The sequence below is a fragment of the Mitsuaria sp. MSU3D genome (assembly GCF_056867975.1).
Genome location: NZ_CP200314.1, coordinates 202,392 through 217,830, shown reverse-complemented (window position 1 = coordinate 217,830; position 15,439 = coordinate 202,392). Strand labels below are relative to the sequence as shown.

Below are 15,439 nucleotides of genomic sequence, written 5' to 3'. Positions count from 1 at the left end.
GGGCACCGGGAGAACACACGGATCGCCGCGACAACCGTCCGGTCGCTGGCACCCCTTCGATGAATGAACTGTGCATGCTGGAGAAATGCTCAATGAGAGACCCCCATTCTTCGAAGCGCGGGCGTTCTCACCAATCGCCGCGGATCACCAACGCGGCGTCACCACCAGCCTGATCGCGGCACCTCGACCCTGGAATGCATCAGGAACCGCGCGCCGGGTACGCCGACTGCTCCCGGGATGCTCCGCACAACGCCCATGCGCCCCTGAGCCTCCTTGCAACTCCGCCTTCTTGCGTCCCCTGGCGCCCCCCGTGCGTCCCCCGAGCGTCCCTTGTCGCTCCTGTCATGCCGTGTCGCGGCGGGCTCCCTACAATTCCCCCGAGCCCCTTCCCGGGGCTGTTCTCATTTGTGCGCCATGCAGCTGTCCACGATCTCCCCCGGCAAACGCTTCACCCTGCCCCGCCCCACCGGCTCCGCCGACGCGCTGCTGCTCGCCCGCTTCGCGCGGCAGCAGCAGGCCGCCGGCCGGCTGACGCTGATCGTCACCGCCGAGCCCGGCGACACGCAGCGCCTGGAGGACGAGCTCAAGTTCTTCGCGCCCGAACTGCGCGTCGCCGTCTTCCCCGACTGGGAGACCCTGCCCTATGACAGCTTCAGCCCGCACCAGGACCTGATCTCCGAACGGCTGGCCACGCTGTGGCGGCTGCTGCAGGCCAACGGGAAGCCGGTCGCCGAGCGCGACCTCGACGTCGTGCTGCTGCCCGCGACCACCGCGCTGACGCGGCTGGCGCCGCCGTCCTTCCTGGCCGCGACGACCTTCAACTTCCGCCAGAAGCAGCGCCTGGACGAGGCCGGCCTGAAGCGCCAGCTGACGCTGGGCGGCTACCAGCACGTCAGCCAGGTCGTCTCGCCCGGTGAATACGCCGTGCGCGGCGGCCTGATCGACCTCTACCCGATGGGCTCGCTGGTGCCCTACCGCGTCGACCTGTTCGGCGACGAGGTGGACTCGATCCGCGTCTTCGATCCGGACTCGCAGCGCTCGCTGTACCCGGTGCCCGAGGTCCGCCTGCTGCCCGGGCGCGAGTTCCCGATGGACGAGGCCTCGCGCAAGGCCTTCCGTGCCCGCTGGCGCGAGAAGATGGACGGCGATCCGACGAAATCGCGCATCTACAAGGACATCGACACGGGCCTGGCCACCGGCGGCATCGAGTACTACCTCCCGCTGTTCTTCGACGAGGTCGCCAGCGTGTTCGACTACGTGCCCGCCGAGGCCGGACTCGTCCTGCACGGCGAGGTGGACGAGGCGCTGCAGCGCTACTGGACCGACACGCGGGAACGCCACCGCTTCCTGCAGCACGACCCGGACCGCCCGATCCTGGCGCCCGAGGAGATCTTCCTGCGGCCCGAGGAGTTCTTCACCGCGACGCACCGCCACGCGGTGCTGGCGGTGCGGGGCCACGAGGCCGTCGACTACGCACGCCCGCTGCCCGACGTCAGCGTCGAGCGCGGCGCGCAGGAGCCGCTCGCGCGCCTGGCCGCGCACCTGAAGTCCACCGACTTCCGCGTGCTGCTGCTCGCCGAGAGCGAAGGCCGCCGCGAGAGCCTGCTCGAGCTGCTGCGCGACAACAAGATCGATCCGCCGTCGGTGAAGGACCTCGCCGAATTCGAGGCGAACAAGGACGAGCGCTTCGCGATCACCGCCGCGCCGCTGGCGGCGGGCTTCTTCTGGTTCGAACCCGACGAGGGGCGCCAGATCCAGCTCTTCACCGAGACCGAGCTCTTCGCGACCACGCCCACCACGCGCCGGCGCCGCAAGCAGGAGCAGGTCAGCGACGTCAACGCGCTGATCAAGGACCTGTCCGAGCTGAAGGTCGGCGATCCGGTGGTGCACACGAACCACGGCATCGGCCGCTACCTCGGCCTGATCAACATCGACCTCGGCGACGGCCCCAGCGAGTTCCTGCACCTGGAGTACGACGACAAGGCCACGCTCTACGTGCCGGTCGCGCAGCTGCACCTGATCAGCCGCTACACCGGCGTCAGCGCCGAGGAGGCGCCGCTGCACCGCCTGGGCTCGGGCCAGTGGGACAAGGCCAAACGCAAGGCCGCCGAGCAGGTCCGCGACACCGCCGCGGAGCTGCTCAACCTCTACGCCCGCCGCGCCGCGCGCGAGGGCCACGCGTTCCGCTACTCGCCGCACGACTACGAGGCCTTCGCCGCGAGCTTCGGCTTCGAGGAAACGCCCGACCAGCGCGCCGCGATCCACGCCGTCATCCAGGACATGATCAGCCCCAAGCCGATGGACCGGCTGGTGTGCGGCGACGTCGGCTTCGGCAAGACCGAGGTGGCGCTGCGCGCCGCCTTCGTCGCGGTGATGGGCGGCAAGCAGGTCGCGTTGCTGGCGCCGACGACGCTGCTGGCCGAGCAGCACTACCAGAACATCGCCGACCGCTTCGGCCGCTGGCCGGTCAAGGTCGCCGAGATGAGCCGCTTCCGCTCCGCCAAGGAGATCAAGGCGGCGATGGAGGGCCTGGCCGACGGCTCGATCGACATCGTCATCGGCACGCACAAGCTGCTGTCGGCCGACGTCAAGTTCAAGCGCCTGGGACTGCTGGTCATCGACGAGGAGCACCGCTTCGGCGTGCGCCACAAGGAAGCGATGAAGGCGATGCGCGCCGAGGTCGACGTGCTGACGCTGACCGCCACGCCGATTCCGCGCACGCTGGGCATGGCGCTGGAGGGCCTGCGCGACCTGAGCGTCATCGCCACCGCGCCGCAGCGGCGTCTGGCGATCAAGACCTTCGTGCGCAGCGAGACCAGCGGCACCATCCGCGAGGCCATCCTGCGCGAACTCAAGCGCGGCGGGCAGGTCTACTTCCTGCACAACGAGGTCGAGACGATCGAGAACCGCCGCATGAAGCTCGAGGAGCTGTTGCCGGAGGCGCGCATCGTCGTCGCCCACGGGCAGATGCCCGAGCGCGAGCTGGAACGCGTGATGCGCGAGTTCGTCGGCGGCAAGCACAACGTGCTGCTGTGCTCGACCATCATCGAGACCGGCATCGACGTCCCCAGCGCCAACACCATCGTCATCAGCCGCGCCGACAAGTTCGGCCTGGCACAGCTGCACCAGCTGCGCGGGCGCGTCGGGCGTTCGCACCACCAAGCCTATGCCTACCTGATGGTCCCGGACGTCGAGGGCCTGACCAAGCAAGCGGCGCAGCGGCTGGAGGCGATCCAGGCGATGGAGGAGCTCGGCTCGGGCTTCTACCTCGCCATGCACGACCTGGAGATCCGCGGCGCCGGCGAGGTGCTGGGCGAGCACCAGAGCGGCAACATGATGGAGATCGGTTTCCAGCTCTACAACGAGATGCTGTCCGAGGCCGTGCGCTCGCTCAAGGCCGGCCGCGAGCCGGACCTGCTCAGCCCGTTGTCGGCGACCACCGAGATCAACCTGCACGCCCCCGCGCTGCTGCCCGACGCCTACTGCGGCGACGTGCACCAGCGGCTGTCCTTGTACAAGCGGCTCGCGACGGCGGACCGCGCCGAGCAGATCGACGCGATGCTCGAGGAGATCACCGACCGCTTCGGCAAGCTGCCGGCGCAGGGACAGACCTTGTTCGACACGCACCGCCTGCGCGTGCTGGCCAAGCCTTACGGCGTGATGAAGATCGACGCGGCGCCCAGCGTCATCAACATCAACTTCCGGCCCAACCCGCCGATCGATCCGATGCGGGTGATCGAGCTCGTGCAGAAGAACCGCAACATCAAGCTGGTGGGCAACGAGAAGCTGCGCATCGACAAGGCGCTGACCGATCCGAAGGACCGCGCGCAGGCCGTGCGCGAGGTGCTGCGGCTGCTCGGCGCGCCGGTGGCGCAGGCCTGATCGCAGGTCTGCTTTGCAAGGGTGAAACGGCGGCTCCGGCCGCCGTTTTCAATGGCAATCCGGAGAAGTGACTGACCCTCACTTGAATTGCTGGAAGACGATCTGCAGGTCCACCAGTTCGAGTCAATGACCGCGGAGGAACCGCTTCCTAGACTGACGGCTTCTCAACTTCTGGGGATGCCGATGCATCAACACACGCCACTGTTACCCCTGATCGAAGCAAGCCGTCGGATCGATGCAGTCGAATCGATCGATGTCATGGCCGCCCGCCAAGCACAGGAAGACGCGGAAGAGGCGGCCTGGGATGCCGCACGCGAAGCCGAGTTCGCTGCCAAGGAGAGGGGATGCGCCTACGCGATGACTTGCTTCCAGTGCCGGCACCTGCCGCCGGACGACCGGCTGACCGATCCGGATTCGCTCATCCGCGCGATCTCCGAAAGCAAGCGCATCTCTCGCCTTATCCTGCATGCGCGCGAGGGCTGCGAGACCTGCCCGTACCTGCCGGAGAACTACGGCAAGCCGGTGCGGGCCCGGGTTCTCGGGCTGGACGACTGGGAGGACGATGCTGAAGTCGACAGGATCCGTCGCGCGCGCTTCGACGCCTGGGAGGCGCAACATGGATCGCGTTGAACCGCTCTACATGCTCGACACGAACATCATGAGCTACCTGATGGAGCGTCCCGGATCGGAACGGCTGGCTCACTGCCAGAAGCGCCTCGATTCACTCACCGGACGTGTCGCCATCAGCGTCATCGTGCAAGCCGAGATCTTCGCCGGGCTTGAGAAGAAGAACTCCAACCGCAAGGCGCTGCGCTTGCGGGAGCTGATGCGAGAGATCCGGGTCGAGTATCTCGATCGAGGACTCTGGTTTTCCGACCTCTACGCTTGCATCAGGTCCGCCAGCGAGCAGCGCGGCCAACGCATCGAACAGTTCGACGCAGCCATCGCCGCGCACGCGATGGCGCTGGGCGCAACCTTGATCAGCAAGGACAAGGGCCTGGCGCGTGTGGAGGGCCTGAAGCTGGAGTCCTGGGATGTTCCTGGCATCAGTGACCGGCAGCACGCCCCTCGCGTCTCGGAGCCGGCCGCCGCATACCTCTCGCGCTTGAGCGATACCCGCTTCGGTTGGGCCGAAACGCCGACATTCTGGATGACCGGCACTCGCGGAGCGACCTACGTCGGCGCGCATGCGCGCTGAGGCTTGCCTCGGCGAGTGCGCTAAGCTCCCGCCCGTCCCCGCCGACTGATCCAAGTGATCATCGGCGGGGACCTTCCGCATTCAAGGTCCCGCGCGCCGGGCCCCATCTTCCAGGCCCGTTTCCAGGCCCGCTGCAGGTTCCGATCGCATGACCACCACGCCGTCCCCGTCGTCCACCTTCTCCCCGCTCGTCCTGCAGGGCTTCACGCCGCCGCTGGCGCTGAGCGACTTCAAGCTCGCCGCGTTCGACATGGACTCGACGCTGATCTCGATCGAGTGCATCGACGAGATCGCCGCCGCCGCGGGCCGCAAGGCCGAGGTCGCCGCGATCACCGAGGCCGCCATGCGCGGCGAGATCACCGACTTCAAGGACAGCCTGCGCCGCCGCCTCGCGCTGCTGAAGGGCGTCGGCGAGGACGCGCTGGCACAGGTGCTGCGCGAGCGGCTCAACTTCAACCCCGGCGCGCGCGAACTCTGCGCCGCGCTGAAGGCGGCCGGCCTGAAGCTGGTGCTGGTCTCCGGCGGCTTCACCTACTTCACCCGCTTCGTCGCCGCCGAGCTGGGCATGGACTTCGTCCGCAGCAACGAGCTGGAGATCGTCGACGGCCGGCTGACCGGCGCCCTCGTGATGCAGGACTGGGGCGACATCTGCGACGGCGAGGAGAAGCGCCGCATGATGCTGGCCTGCGCCGGGCACATCGGCGCGACCTCCGCGCAGTGCATCGCCGTCGGCGACGGCGCCAACGACCTGCCGATGATGGGCGCCGCCGGGCTCTCGGTCGCCTATCACGCCAAACCCAAGGTCCGCGAACAGGCCATGGTCGCGATCAACGACGGCGGACTCGACCGGTTGCTGACAGTGTTGCGCTGAGGTTCTTGCCGACCGGCGTCGAGCCTGCGATGCTCCCGGCAAACAGGGAGCAGCGATGCGAGAACAGCACGCGACAAGGACGGACGAGCAGGCCGACATCGATCACCTGCAGCGCGACGTGCTGGAAGCCGTTGCGCTCGGCCGCCCGCTGGCGGCGGTGATGGACCTGCTGTGCCGCGCCGTGGAGGCGCTGGCACCGGAGGTGATCTGCTCCGTGCTGGCGGTGGACGAGGACGGTCGCGTGCACCCGCTGGCCGCCCCCAGCCTGCCGACCACCTTCAGCGGCGCGCTGGAAGGCTTCATGATCGGTCCGCAGGCCGGCTCCTGCGGCACCGCCGCCTGGCGCCGCCAGCCGGTCGAGGTCACCGACATCGCCAACGACCCGCTGTGGGCCGACTTCCGCGAGCTCGCGCTGCCGCACGGGCTGCATGCCTGCTGGTCCACCCCCATCCTGCTGGGCGCCGACCAGGTCGTCGCCACCTTCGCGCTGTACTACCGCGAACCGCGCGGCGCGGCGCCCTTCCACCGCCGCATGGTGCAGGCCTGCACGCAGCTGTGCCAGATCGCGTTCATGCACGACCGCCACCAGCGCGAGATCGAGCGCCTGGCCTACTTCGACGGCGTCACCGGCCTGCCCAACCGCACCCTGCTGGCCGACCGCGCCCGGCAGACGCTGATGCAGGCCTCGCGCACCGAGGCGCCGGCCGCGCTGCTGCTGCTCGACATCGACCGCTTCAAGACCGTCAACGATTCGCTGGGCCATGCCGTCGGCGACCAGGTGCTGAAACACATCTCCGAGCGGCTGCTGGGCGCGCTGCGCGACAGCGACACCCTGGCGCGCCTGGGCGGCGACGAGTTCGTCGCGCTGCTGCCGGGCTGCTCGGCGGACGACGCGATGCATGTGGCCGGCAAGCTGCGCGCGGTGCTCGAGGCTCCGATCCCGCTCGCCGGCAGTCATGCGCGCGTGCAGATGACGGCCAGCATCGGCGTCTGCGCCTATCCGCGGGACGGGCTCGACCTCGACCAGCTGCTGAAGAACGCCGACATCGCGATGTACGAAGCCAAACGCGCCGGCCGTGACTGCGCGCGCTTCTTCCTGCACGCGATGAACCAGGCGTTGGACGAGCGGCTCGACATCGAGGCCGCGCTGCGTCACGCGCTGTCCCACCAGTTGCTGCAGCTGCACTTCCAACCCAAGGTGCGGTTGACCGACCGCGCGCTGGTGGGCGTCGAAGCGCTGCTGCGCTGGCACGACGCCGAACGCGGCTGGGTGTCGCCGGACCGCTTCATCCCGGTCGCCGAGGAGAGCGGCCTGATCAATGCGCTGGACGCCTGGGTGCTCGCGCAAGCCTGCGCGCAACTGGCACGCTGGCGAGCCGAGGGGATCGCCGTGCCGGGCGTGTCGGTGAACGTCTCGCCGCAGCGTTTCCATCAGGACGACGTCGCCGCCCATGCACGGGCGCTGCTCGCGAAGCACGGACTGGCGGCGAGCGATCTGACGCTGGAGGTCACCGAGCGGTTGATGCTCGACGACACCAGCCGCCCCCGCGAGCAACTGCAGCAGTTGCACGAGATGGGCGTCGGCGTGTCGGTCGACGACTTCGGCACCGGTTATTCAAGCCTGAGCTACCTGAAGCGCCTGCCGGTGACCGAGCTGAAGCTCGACAAGAGTTTCGTGCGCGACCTGGAGCAGGACGCCGACGATCGCGCGTTGTCGAGCGCGGTGATCGGCATCGGGCGTTCGCTCGGACTGACCGTGGTCGCGGAAGGCGTGGAGACCGAGGGGCAGCGCGCCGTCCTCGTCGCGATGGGCTGCGACGCGGCGCAGGGCTGGCTGTTCGGCAGGCCGATGGCGGCGGAGGCCCTGGCCGGCTGGATCGCCGCCCAGGGGTGAGATCCGGGCCCGGCGCAGGCCTCGCTCAGCCGGCCGCGTGCACGGCCTTGGGCGTGACGACGACGCCGTCCTCGTCGGCGTAGAGCCAATCGCCTGGACGGATCCAGACGCCCTCGATCTGGACGGGCAGGTCCGCGAGGCCCTGCTCGCGGCGCTCGGTCGGCATCGGCACATGGCCCAGCGCGAAGATGCCGACGGCCGCCGCGCGCAGCTCCTCGAGGTCGCGCACCGCGCCATGGACCAGCACGCCGGCCCAGCCGTTCTTCGCCGCGCTGACGGCGAGGTTGCCGCCCAGCAGCGACCGCCGCAACGAACCGCCGCCGTCGACCACGAGCACGCGTCCGGCGCCGAAGCTCTCGACGGCCGCCTTCACCTGCGAGTTGTCGTCCAGGCATCTCACCGTGGCCACCGGGCCGGCGAAGCGCGGATGGCCGCCGTAGCTGCGATACAGGCTGCCCGGCAGCCAGCGCGTGTCGCCGCTGGTGTCGGCCTTCAGCGAGTCGCAGAGATCGCAGGTCGAGAAACGGATCGCGGCGCGGGTCGCGGCGCTGGGACTGGTCATCGGGTCACTCCTCCGGGTCGTTCAGGATCTCGATGCGTTGGCCGTTGAACTCGACCACCTGGCCGGCGCGGATCTTGGCGGTCTTGCGCAGATCGACCTGACCGTCGACGCGCACCTGGCCCTCGGAGATGAAGTGCCGGGCCTCGCCGCCACTGCTGGCCAGCGAGGTGGCCTTGAGCAGCTTGTCGAGTTCGATGTATTCGCCGCGCAGGGCGAAGGGGATGGCGGAAGCAGTCATGGCGTGATTTTCCGTCATCCGGCTTTCCGCTTCAGCGCCGCCTCGCGGATGCTGCTGAGCGTCGCGCGGCTGGTGGAAATCTCGACCGGCAGCTTCAGGTGGATCAGCGTCGGGACCTGCGCCGAGAGGGCCTGCCGCAGCGCGGGCTCGACGTCCTCGGTGCGGGCCGCGCTGAACGCGAGCCAGCCGTAGGCGCGGGCGAGCGCGGCGAAGTCCGGGTTGTGCAGGTCGCTGCCGCTGACGCGGCCGGGATACTCGCGCTCCTGGTGCATGCGGATCGTGCCGTAGCTGCCGTTGTCGACCACCAGACAGATCAATCGCCGCGCGCCATGGGCCATCGCGGTGGACATCTCCTGGCCGGTCATCAGGAAGTCGCCGTCGCCGGCAATGTTGACGACCCAGCGCTCGCGCTGCAGCAGCGCTGCCGCGACGGCGGCCGGGAAGCCGTAGCCCATCGCGCCGCTGGTCGGCGCCAGCTGCGTACGGCCGCCCTGATGCAGCGCCGTATAGCGGTGGAAGCGATGCAGCCAGCCGCTGTAATTGCCGGCGCCGTTGGTGAAGATGGTCTCCGCGGGCAGCAGCCGGTCCAGCAGATGCATGACCTCGGCCAGGTCCATCGGGCCGACCGGCAGCGCCTGCTGGTTGCGCTGGTAGTCGGCATGCGCGTCGCGCGACCACTGCAACCACGGCAGCTCTTCGACGTCGGCGGGCGGGCGCAATTGCTGCAGCGCCAGCGCGGCGCCGCTCATGCTGGCCTGGATCATCTGGTCGGCCGCGTAGACGCGGCCCAGTTCCTCGGACCCGGCATGGATGTGCACCAGTTGCTGGGCAGGCCGCGGCGCCTTCAGCAGCGTGTAGCCGCCGGTGGTCATCTCGCCCAGGCGCGGGCCGATGGCGATGATGAGGTCCGCCTCGCCGATGCGTTTGGCGAGCGCCGGATTGATGCCGATGCCGACGTCGCCCGCGTACAGCGGATCGCGGTTGTCGTAGAGGTCCTGGAAGCGGAACGCGCAGCCGACCGGCAGCTGCCAGGCGTGGGCGAAGTCCTGCAGCGCGGCGCAGGCCTCGGCGGTCCAGCCGCCGCCGCCGGCGATGACGAACGGCCGCTGCGCGCCTTCGAGCCGCGCCTGCAGTTCGACCAGGTCCGCCGGTGCCGGCCACGCGACGGCGGGCTTGGCGCGGGGAAGCACCGGCGCGTCGGTGAGCTGCGTGAGCATGTCCTCGGGCAGCACGAGGACGACCGGACCGGGGCGTCCCTGCATGGCGGTGTGGAAGGCCCGCGCGACGTATTCCGGCAGGCGATGCGGGTCCTGCACCTCGCCGACCCATTTCGCCATGCCCAGCGTGCCCGGGCCGAACATCTGGCGGTAGTCGACTTCCTGGAAGGCTTCGCGATCGCGCTGATCGGAGGCCACCTGCCCGATGAACAGGATCATCGGCGTCGAGTCCTGGAAGGCCGTGTGCAGCCCGATGCTGGCGTTGGTGGCGCCGGGTCCGCGGGTCACGAAGCACACGCCGGGGCGACCGGTCAGCTTGCCCTGGGCATCGGCCATGAAGGCCGCACCGCCCTCCTGCCGGCAGCCGATGAAGCGGATGCGCTCGCGGTGCTCATGGAAGCCGTCGAGGACCGCGAGGTAGCTCTCGCCTGGAACTCCGAAGACCTCCGTGATCCCTTGCTCGATCAGGGCCTCGACGAGGACGTGCCCGGCGGGGCGGCTGACGGTGCGGTGCTGATCCATGACGGACGACTGTAGCGAGCGGCCCCGCCATTGCAAGCGGGTGGGGTGTCCCCTGTTGCGGCGCGGATGCGGGTTGCGAAATCCAGTGCTTCGGGGTCAAGTGTTGCCCGGGCTATTTCCTGGGTTCGAACACGCGTTCCAGCGCGTTGGCGAACTTGTCCGCGACCGTGGTGAAGACGGTGTCCGGCAGCGGCTCCTTCTTCGGTGAAGCCATCCGCAGGATGGCGATCAGCAACACTGTCGGAACGGAAAACAACGCCAGCATCACACCCGCGACGCCGTGCCAGCCATCGCCCTGGATCATCGGGTTCGTGCACTCCACGATGCGCGCGAAGGAATCGGTGATCTCCGCCAGCGGCGAGCAGTTGAAGGGCCAGATGGTCATCAGCTTCAGGATGACCAACACACCGACGATGTACAGGGTGCCGGCGACGCTCAGTCCACCGAAGGTGCTCGCGCGCTTGATCTTGTAGTCGAGCACTTCCGAATCGAACTTCTTCAACTCCCCCGCTGCCGGTTCATCGACCGGGGGGACCGGCATCAGCGGCGGCTCCGCCATCGGGAAGGACGACTCGTTCATTGCAGCTTCTCCCGATAGAAGGAGCGGATGCTGTCGTCGGGAATGACAGCCTGTTTGGCGGCTCGCGCAGTTGACCAGGGACCGCCCGGTTCATGCCCTAGCGTCGACAACTGCGACGCGCTGAGCCCGCCATACCGGTCCATCACCTGATCGAGAACGCGCCAGAACGCCGCATCCTCGGTGGACGGCATCAGCGCCTGGTACGCATTGGTCCGCGCCTCGACAGTCTCGATGTATTGGCAGATCGCCTCATGACCGAGGTTCTTCAGCCGGTGAAAGAGCGTCTCGAAAACGGGGCCGTATTCCCACGCCTCCGGTCGTTCGTCGACCGCGGGCAGCCCCTGCAGCGCGAGGCGCCACGCGTGGATGAAGAAGATCAGCTTCTGCAGCTTCAGATGACTGATGCGAATGCCACGCTGTTTCGCTCGGTAGAGCACGGCATTGGCGACGATGGCGGGTGAGTAGGGCATGGTTTGCGGACTCCAGAGCCAACGACTCTAGATCCGCCGCATGCCGCTGCAAACGAAGGTCCCCGCGCTGTTGCGTCCACGACGCGATGCAAGTTCCGGGACCAGCCTCGATTGCTATGACGACCTCGGATGACCACCTATGCCAGTCACCCGGCACCTCGCATTGACTTCCCCCTGAGGGGTGTCAGCGCTTCCCTTGCCGCACCAGGCTCGCCGCGCCGATGCCCAGCAGCAGCGCGAACGACGCGCCGAAGAACACCGCGTTGTTCCAGTGCCGGTCCATCAGCGCGCCGAAGATCGGCGCCGCGACGGCGAAGCCGGTGTCCAGGCCGGAGTACACCGTGCCGTACACGCGCCCCGTCGCTCCGGGGGGGGCCGCGCGCTTGATCAGCATGTCGCGCGACGGGCCTGCGAGACCCGTGCCGAAGCCTGCCGTCGCCGCCGCGATCAGCGCTGCCGTCGCCGGCAGCCAGCCCGTTGCCGTCAACGCCAGCAGCGCCGCGGCGACGAACATCGCGCCGGCGATGTTGCGCTCCAGGTTCTGCGACTTCGCCACCAGGAAGCCGCCGACGATCATCCCCGCCGCGCCGGCCAGCATGTAGCCGGTCACGACGAACGCGGTGCTGGCCAGGCTCACGCCGTACATCGCCGACAGCGCCGGCGACGCGAAGCTCTGGATCGCGCTCAGCGCGGAGGTCGTGAAGAAGAAGAACGAGAAGCACAGCCACACCGACGGCAGCTTCAGGAAGGCCATCGGATGCTCGTCGACGGGCGCCTTCGCCGCGCCGGCCTTCTCATGGCCCCACGAGCCCTGCGTGTCGTCGATCGCGTCGCGCTTGAAGACCAGCAGCGCGATCACGAACAGCGCCCACGCCGCCGTCGCCGCGTAGCCCAGGCGCCACTGGCCGGTCGCCTCGTGCATCGAGATCAGCAGCACCGGCGCCACGGCCCAGCCGAGGTTGCCCGTGATGCCGTGCACCGAGAACGCATGCCCCAGCCGCTGCTGCGACACCCGCTTGTTCAGGATCGTGAAGTCCACCGGGTGGAAGGGCGAGTTGCCCAGGCCCGCCAGCGCCGCGGCCAGCGCCAGCCCGACGAAGCTCTGGGCCGTGCCCGCCGCCAGCGACGCCAGCACGAAGCAGCCCAGCGCCGCGAACAGCACCGGCCGCGCGCCCGTCCTGTCGACCAGGAAGCCCGACAGCGCCTGCCCCACGCCCGAGATCACGAAGAAGATCGTCACCAGCAGGCCGAGCTCGGAATAACTCAGCCCGAACTCCCGCATGAACACCGGGAACAGCGGCGGCAGCAGCATGTGGAAGAAGTGCGAGGTGCCGTGGGCCAGACCGATCAGGCTGATGGTCTGGATGTCTCGTTGCCTGCTCTGTGCGGCGCTCTGTTCGGGGCTCGGCGACAGGCCGGCCGCGTCGGCGGTGGTGGTGGCGGTGTTCATGAACGGAATGGTGACAGGGCCTTTACGTCGGAATTACGATAGCCGGACAAGTTCTGTCGAGTTTCCGCCATGGATCATCCGACCCCTCCTTCGCACCCTCCTTCGGCCTCTCCTTCACCCGCTCGTCCGACGCCGCACCCCACCCCGACCCTCACCCGTCGCACCAGCCTGCCGCCGCTCGATCCGCGCCGCTATGCGCCCAGCGCCGTGCGCCCGGTGCGGGCCAAGTCGCGCAGCCTGGACGGGTTCATGGACATCCAGGCCCACCACCACACCTGGGGCCAGTTCGTCTTCTCGGTGACCGGCGTCGTGCGCGTCAGCACCGACCGCGCCACCTTCCTGGTCCCGCCCTCGCGCGGCGTCTGGATCCCCGCCGGCGTGGTCCATGCGGTGACCGCCGTCGAGCGCTGCGAGCTGCGCACCCTCTACCTGCTGGATCCGCCCGACGACGGCGAGGTCTGGGCCGAGAACCGCGTCCTCGAGGTCTCCCCGCTGCTGCGGGAGCTGGCGGTGCAACTCGCGCGGGACGAGATCGAGCCCGCTGGAACCGTGGCCGAGGTCGTGGCCGACCGCGAGGGCTGGATCGGCAAGCTGATCCTCGACGAGATCCGCCGCGCGCCCAGCCTGCAGCTCGGCGTCGCGCTGCCGACCGACAAGCGCCTGCGCCGCCTCTGCGAGGCCGTGCTGGCCGAGCCGATGCGCCATGCCAGCCTGGACGACTGGGCGGCGGAAGTCGGCGCGAGCGCGCGCACCGTCTCCCGCCTCTTCCGCCAGGAGCTGGGCAGCAGCTACGCGCAATGGCGCCAGCAGGCGCTGCTGGCCGAGGCGCTGCGGCTGGCGGCGCATCGCAAGCCGATGCAGGTCATCGCCGCGGAGCTCGGCTACGCCAGCGCCAGCGCCTTCACCGCGATGGTCACAAGGACGGTCGGCATGCCGCCGAGCCGGTTTTTCGGCCAGACCTAGAATTCCTCCCCTATGGAACAGGTTCTCTACGACTTCGCCCGCCAGGATGCGGACGGCGCCACCTGCACCGCCCATGCGTGGGCCAAGGTGCCGGCACCGTTGACGCCCAGCCAGCGCCGACAACTCAAGGCGCGTGCCGCCGAACTGCTCAAGGCCAAGGGGGCGGTGCTCGTCGCCCACTACTACGTCGACGGCGACCTGCAGGACCTCGCGCAGGAAAGCGGCGGCATCGTGTCCGATTCGCTGGAGATGGCGCGCTTCGGCCGCGACCACGCGGCGCAGACCCTGGTGGTCGCCGGCGTGAAGTTCATGGGCGAAAGCGCCAAGATCCTCAGCCCCGAGAAGCGCGTGCTGATGCCCGACCTGGACGCGACCTGCTCGCTGGACCTGGGCTGCCCGGCCGAGGACTTCGCCGCCTTCTGCGACGCGCATCCCGACCGCACCGTCGTCGTCTACGCCAACACCAGCGCCGCGGTGAAGGCGCGCGCGGACTGGATGGTCACCAGTTCCTGCGCGCTGGAGATCGTCAGCGAGCTCAAGGCCCGCGGCGAGAAGATCCTGTGGGCGCCCGACCGCCACCTGGGCCGCTACATCCAGGAGCAGACCGGCGCCGACATGCTGATGTGGAACGGTGCCTGCATCGTCCACGACGAGTTCAAGGGCCTGGAGCTGGAGCTGCTGCGCGAGCAACACCCCGACGCGATGATCCTGGTCCACCCGGAGTCGCCGGCCTCGGTGGTCGCGCAGGCGGACGTCGTGGGATCGACCTCCGCGCTGATCAAGGCCGTGGTCGAGGGCACGGCGCGCGAATACGTCGTCGCCACCGACAACGGCATCCTGCATGCGATGCGGCAGATGGCGCCGGGCAAGGTCCTGATCGAGGCGCCGACGGCGGGCAACAGCGCGACCTGCAAGAGCTGCGCGCACTGCCCCTGGATGGCGATGAACGGCCTGCAGGGCCTGGTCGATTGCCTGGAGCGCGGCAGCGGCGAGATCTTCGTCGAAGAGACGATCCGGGTCGAAGCGAAGTCGTGCATCGACCGCATGCTGGACTTCACCGCGAAGCTCAAGGCGAAGAAGGCGGCGGAAGCGGGCGCGATGGTGCCGGGCATCGGCGCGGCCTGATCGCACTTCGACGGCCGCTGGCCCTCACGCCTGCCCTCTCCCGCAAGCGGGAGGAGGCGTCTCGTGAGGGCGTCTCGTGAGTGCGCCCCGCGTGAACGAGTGTCACCGGGGGCTTTCCATCTGCGCGGGGGGCGGCCTATGCTGTGGCCATCCCAGTTGCCCACGGCAGGACGTGCTCATGGACTTCACCTCGCTCTACAACCATCACGAACGCGAAGTGTTTGCCGCGGTGATGGAGAACGCTCCGCAGTTCCCCGAGATCCACCGTGAAGCCGAATTGCTGGCCGACGTGGCCTGCGTCGCGCTGAACCGGCTGCCTCCGCGCTACATCCGCCATGCGGTGGACTACTCGTTCTACCTGACCGAGCAGGAGCGGTTGGACGTGGATGCCGCGATCAAGGAAGCGGTCAGCTACGCCTTCAACTTCGTGCAAGCGCGCAGCGTGCTGCGCACGAAGCAGCGATAGA

At 68.9% G+C, this 15,439-nt stretch carries 14 protein-coding genes; 8 read left to right on the top strand and 6 right to left on the bottom strand.

Annotation, left to right across the window (positions count from 1 at the left end; translation table 11 throughout):
- The first annotated feature begins 414 nt into the window (after positions 1-414).
- The 5 genes from mfd (at position 415) to AC1VNM_RS00970 (ending at position 7,845) form a co-directional block, all read left to right on the top strand.
- Positions 415-3,882: a transcription-repair coupling factor gene (gene mfd, locus AC1VNM_RS00990; protein WP_483105557.1), complete on the top strand. Its 3,468-nt coding sequence runs from the start codon at positions 415-417 to the stop codon at positions 3,880-3,882.
- Positions 3,883-3,969: 87 nt separating this feature from the next.
- The gene (locus AC1VNM_RS00985) at positions 3,970-4,512 is read left to right on the top strand and encodes a hypothetical protein (protein ID WP_483105556.1); all 543 of its coding nucleotides are present in this window, start codon (positions 3,970-3,972) and stop codon (positions 4,510-4,512) included.
- On the top strand, positions 4,499-5,080 hold the full coding sequence (locus tag AC1VNM_RS00980) for a PIN domain-containing protein (protein WP_483105555.1): 582 nt from the start codon (positions 4,499-4,501) through the stop codon (positions 5,078-5,080). The genes AC1VNM_RS00985 and AC1VNM_RS00980 overlap by 14 nt, the downstream gene beginning before the upstream one ends.
- Before the next feature lie 148 nt (positions 5,081-5,228).
- A complete protein-coding gene (gene serB / locus AC1VNM_RS00975) occupies positions 5,229-5,951 on the top strand; it encodes a phosphoserine phosphatase SerB (RefSeq protein WP_483105554.1) in 723 nt (240 codons plus the stop codon).
- Between the two features lie 55 nt (positions 5,952-6,006).
- Positions 6,007-7,845 (top strand): putative bifunctional diguanylate cyclase/phosphodiesterase, encoded by a 1,839-nt coding sequence (locus AC1VNM_RS00970; protein ID WP_483105553.1) that lies wholly within the window; start codon positions 6,007-6,009, stop codon positions 7,843-7,845.
- Between the two features lie 25 nt (positions 7,846-7,870).
- Here the strand turns inward: AC1VNM_RS00970 and rraA are convergent, their stop codons facing one another.
- From rraA to AC1VNM_RS00940, 6 genes are all read right to left on the bottom strand, one after another.
- Positions 7,871-8,407, bottom strand: a complete 537-nt coding sequence (rraA, locus tag AC1VNM_RS00965; protein WP_483105552.1) for a ribonuclease E activity regulator RraA — start codon at positions 8,405-8,407, stop codon at positions 7,871-7,873.
- Between the two features lie 4 nt (positions 8,408-8,411).
- Positions 8,412-8,645: an RNA-binding S4 domain-containing protein gene (locus tag AC1VNM_RS00960; RefSeq protein ID WP_377156560.1), complete on the bottom strand. Its 234-nt coding sequence runs from the start codon at positions 8,643-8,645 to the stop codon at positions 8,412-8,414.
- Positions 8,646-8,659: 14 nt separating this feature from the next.
- Positions 8,660-10,384 (bottom strand): thiamine pyrophosphate-binding protein, encoded by a 1,725-nt coding sequence (locus AC1VNM_RS00955; protein WP_483105551.1) that lies wholly within the window; start codon positions 10,382-10,384, stop codon positions 8,660-8,662.
- Positions 10,385-10,496: 112 nt separating this feature from the next.
- Positions 10,497-10,964: a hypothetical protein gene (locus AC1VNM_RS00950; protein ID WP_483105550.1), complete on the bottom strand. Its 468-nt coding sequence runs from the start codon at positions 10,962-10,964 to the stop codon at positions 10,497-10,499.
- A complete protein-coding gene (locus AC1VNM_RS00945) occupies positions 10,961-11,434 on the bottom strand; it encodes a Panacea domain-containing protein (protein ID WP_483105549.1) in 474 nt (157 codons plus the stop codon). The genes AC1VNM_RS00950 and AC1VNM_RS00945 overlap by 4 nt, the downstream gene beginning before the upstream one ends.
- Positions 11,435-11,618: 184 nt before the next feature.
- Positions 11,619-12,884, bottom strand: coding sequence for an MFS transporter (locus tag AC1VNM_RS00940; protein ID WP_483105548.1), 1,266 nt, complete (start codon positions 12,882-12,884; stop codon positions 11,619-11,621).
- A gap of 69 nt (positions 12,885-12,953) precedes the next feature.
- On the opposite strand from AC1VNM_RS00940, the gene AC1VNM_RS00935 reads away from it, so the two are divergent.
- The 3 genes from AC1VNM_RS00935 (at position 12,954) to AC1VNM_RS00925 (ending at position 15,438) form a co-directional block, all read left to right on the top strand.
- Complete coding sequence (locus tag AC1VNM_RS00935; RefSeq protein ID WP_483105547.1) at positions 12,954-13,847, top strand: AraC family transcriptional regulator; 894 nt, start codon at positions 12,954-12,956, stop codon at positions 13,845-13,847.
- A 12-nt stretch (positions 13,848-13,859) separates the two neighbouring features.
- On the top strand, positions 13,860-14,972 hold the full coding sequence (gene nadA, locus AC1VNM_RS00930) for a quinolinate synthase NadA (RefSeq protein WP_483105546.1): 1,113 nt from the start codon (positions 13,860-13,862) through the stop codon (positions 14,970-14,972).
- 178 nt (positions 14,973-15,150) lie between these two features.
- Positions 15,151-15,438, top strand: a complete 288-nt coding sequence (locus AC1VNM_RS00925) for a late competence development ComFB family protein (protein ID WP_377156568.1) — start codon at positions 15,151-15,153, stop codon at positions 15,436-15,438.
- Position 15,439: the final 1 nt, after the last annotated feature.

Excerpts from the sequence above, each read along its gene's own strand:
- AC1VNM_RS00960 (WP_377156560.1), bottom strand. The coding sequence starts at position 8,645 with ATGACTGCTTCCGCCATCCCCTTCGCCCTGCGCGGCGAATACATCGAA.
- AC1VNM_RS00955 (WP_483105551.1), bottom strand. The coding sequence starts at position 10,384 with ATGGATCAGCACCGCACCGTCAGCCGCCCCGCCGGGCACGTCCTCGTC.
- AC1VNM_RS00945 (WP_483105549.1), bottom strand. The coding sequence starts at position 11,434 with ATGCCCTACTCACCCGCCATCGTCGCCAATGCCGTGCTCTACCGAGCG.
- AC1VNM_RS00925 (WP_377156568.1), top strand. The coding sequence starts at position 15,151 with ATGGACTTCACCTCGCTCTACAACCATCACGAACGCGAAGTGTTTGCC.
- AC1VNM_RS00950 (WP_483105550.1), bottom strand. The coding sequence starts at position 10,964 with ATGAACGAGTCGTCCTTCCCGATGGCGGAGCCGCCGCTGATGCCGGTC.
- nadA (WP_483105546.1), top strand. The coding sequence starts at position 13,860 with ATGGAACAGGTTCTCTACGACTTCGCCCGCCAGGATGCGGACGGCGCC.
- mfd (WP_483105557.1), top strand. The coding sequence starts at position 415 with ATGCAGCTGTCCACGATCTCCCCCGGCAAACGCTTCACCCTGCCCCGC.
- AC1VNM_RS00970 (WP_483105553.1), top strand. The coding sequence starts at position 6,007 with ATGCGAGAACAGCACGCGACAAGGACGGACGAGCAGGCCGACATCGAT.
- AC1VNM_RS00980 (WP_483105555.1), top strand. The coding sequence starts at position 4,499 with ATGGATCGCGTTGAACCGCTCTACATGCTCGACACGAACATCATGAGC.
- AC1VNM_RS00940 (WP_483105548.1), bottom strand. The coding sequence starts at position 12,884 with ATGAACACCGCCACCACCACCGCCGACGCGGCCGGCCTGTCGCCGAGC.
- serB (WP_483105554.1), top strand. The coding sequence starts at position 5,229 with ATGACCACCACGCCGTCCCCGTCGTCCACCTTCTCCCCGCTCGTCCTG.
- rraA (WP_483105552.1), bottom strand. The coding sequence starts at position 8,407 with ATGACCAGTCCCAGCGCCGCGACCCGCGCCGCGATCCGTTTCTCGACC.
- AC1VNM_RS00935 (WP_483105547.1), top strand. The coding sequence starts at position 12,954 with ATGGATCATCCGACCCCTCCTTCGCACCCTCCTTCGGCCTCTCCTTCA.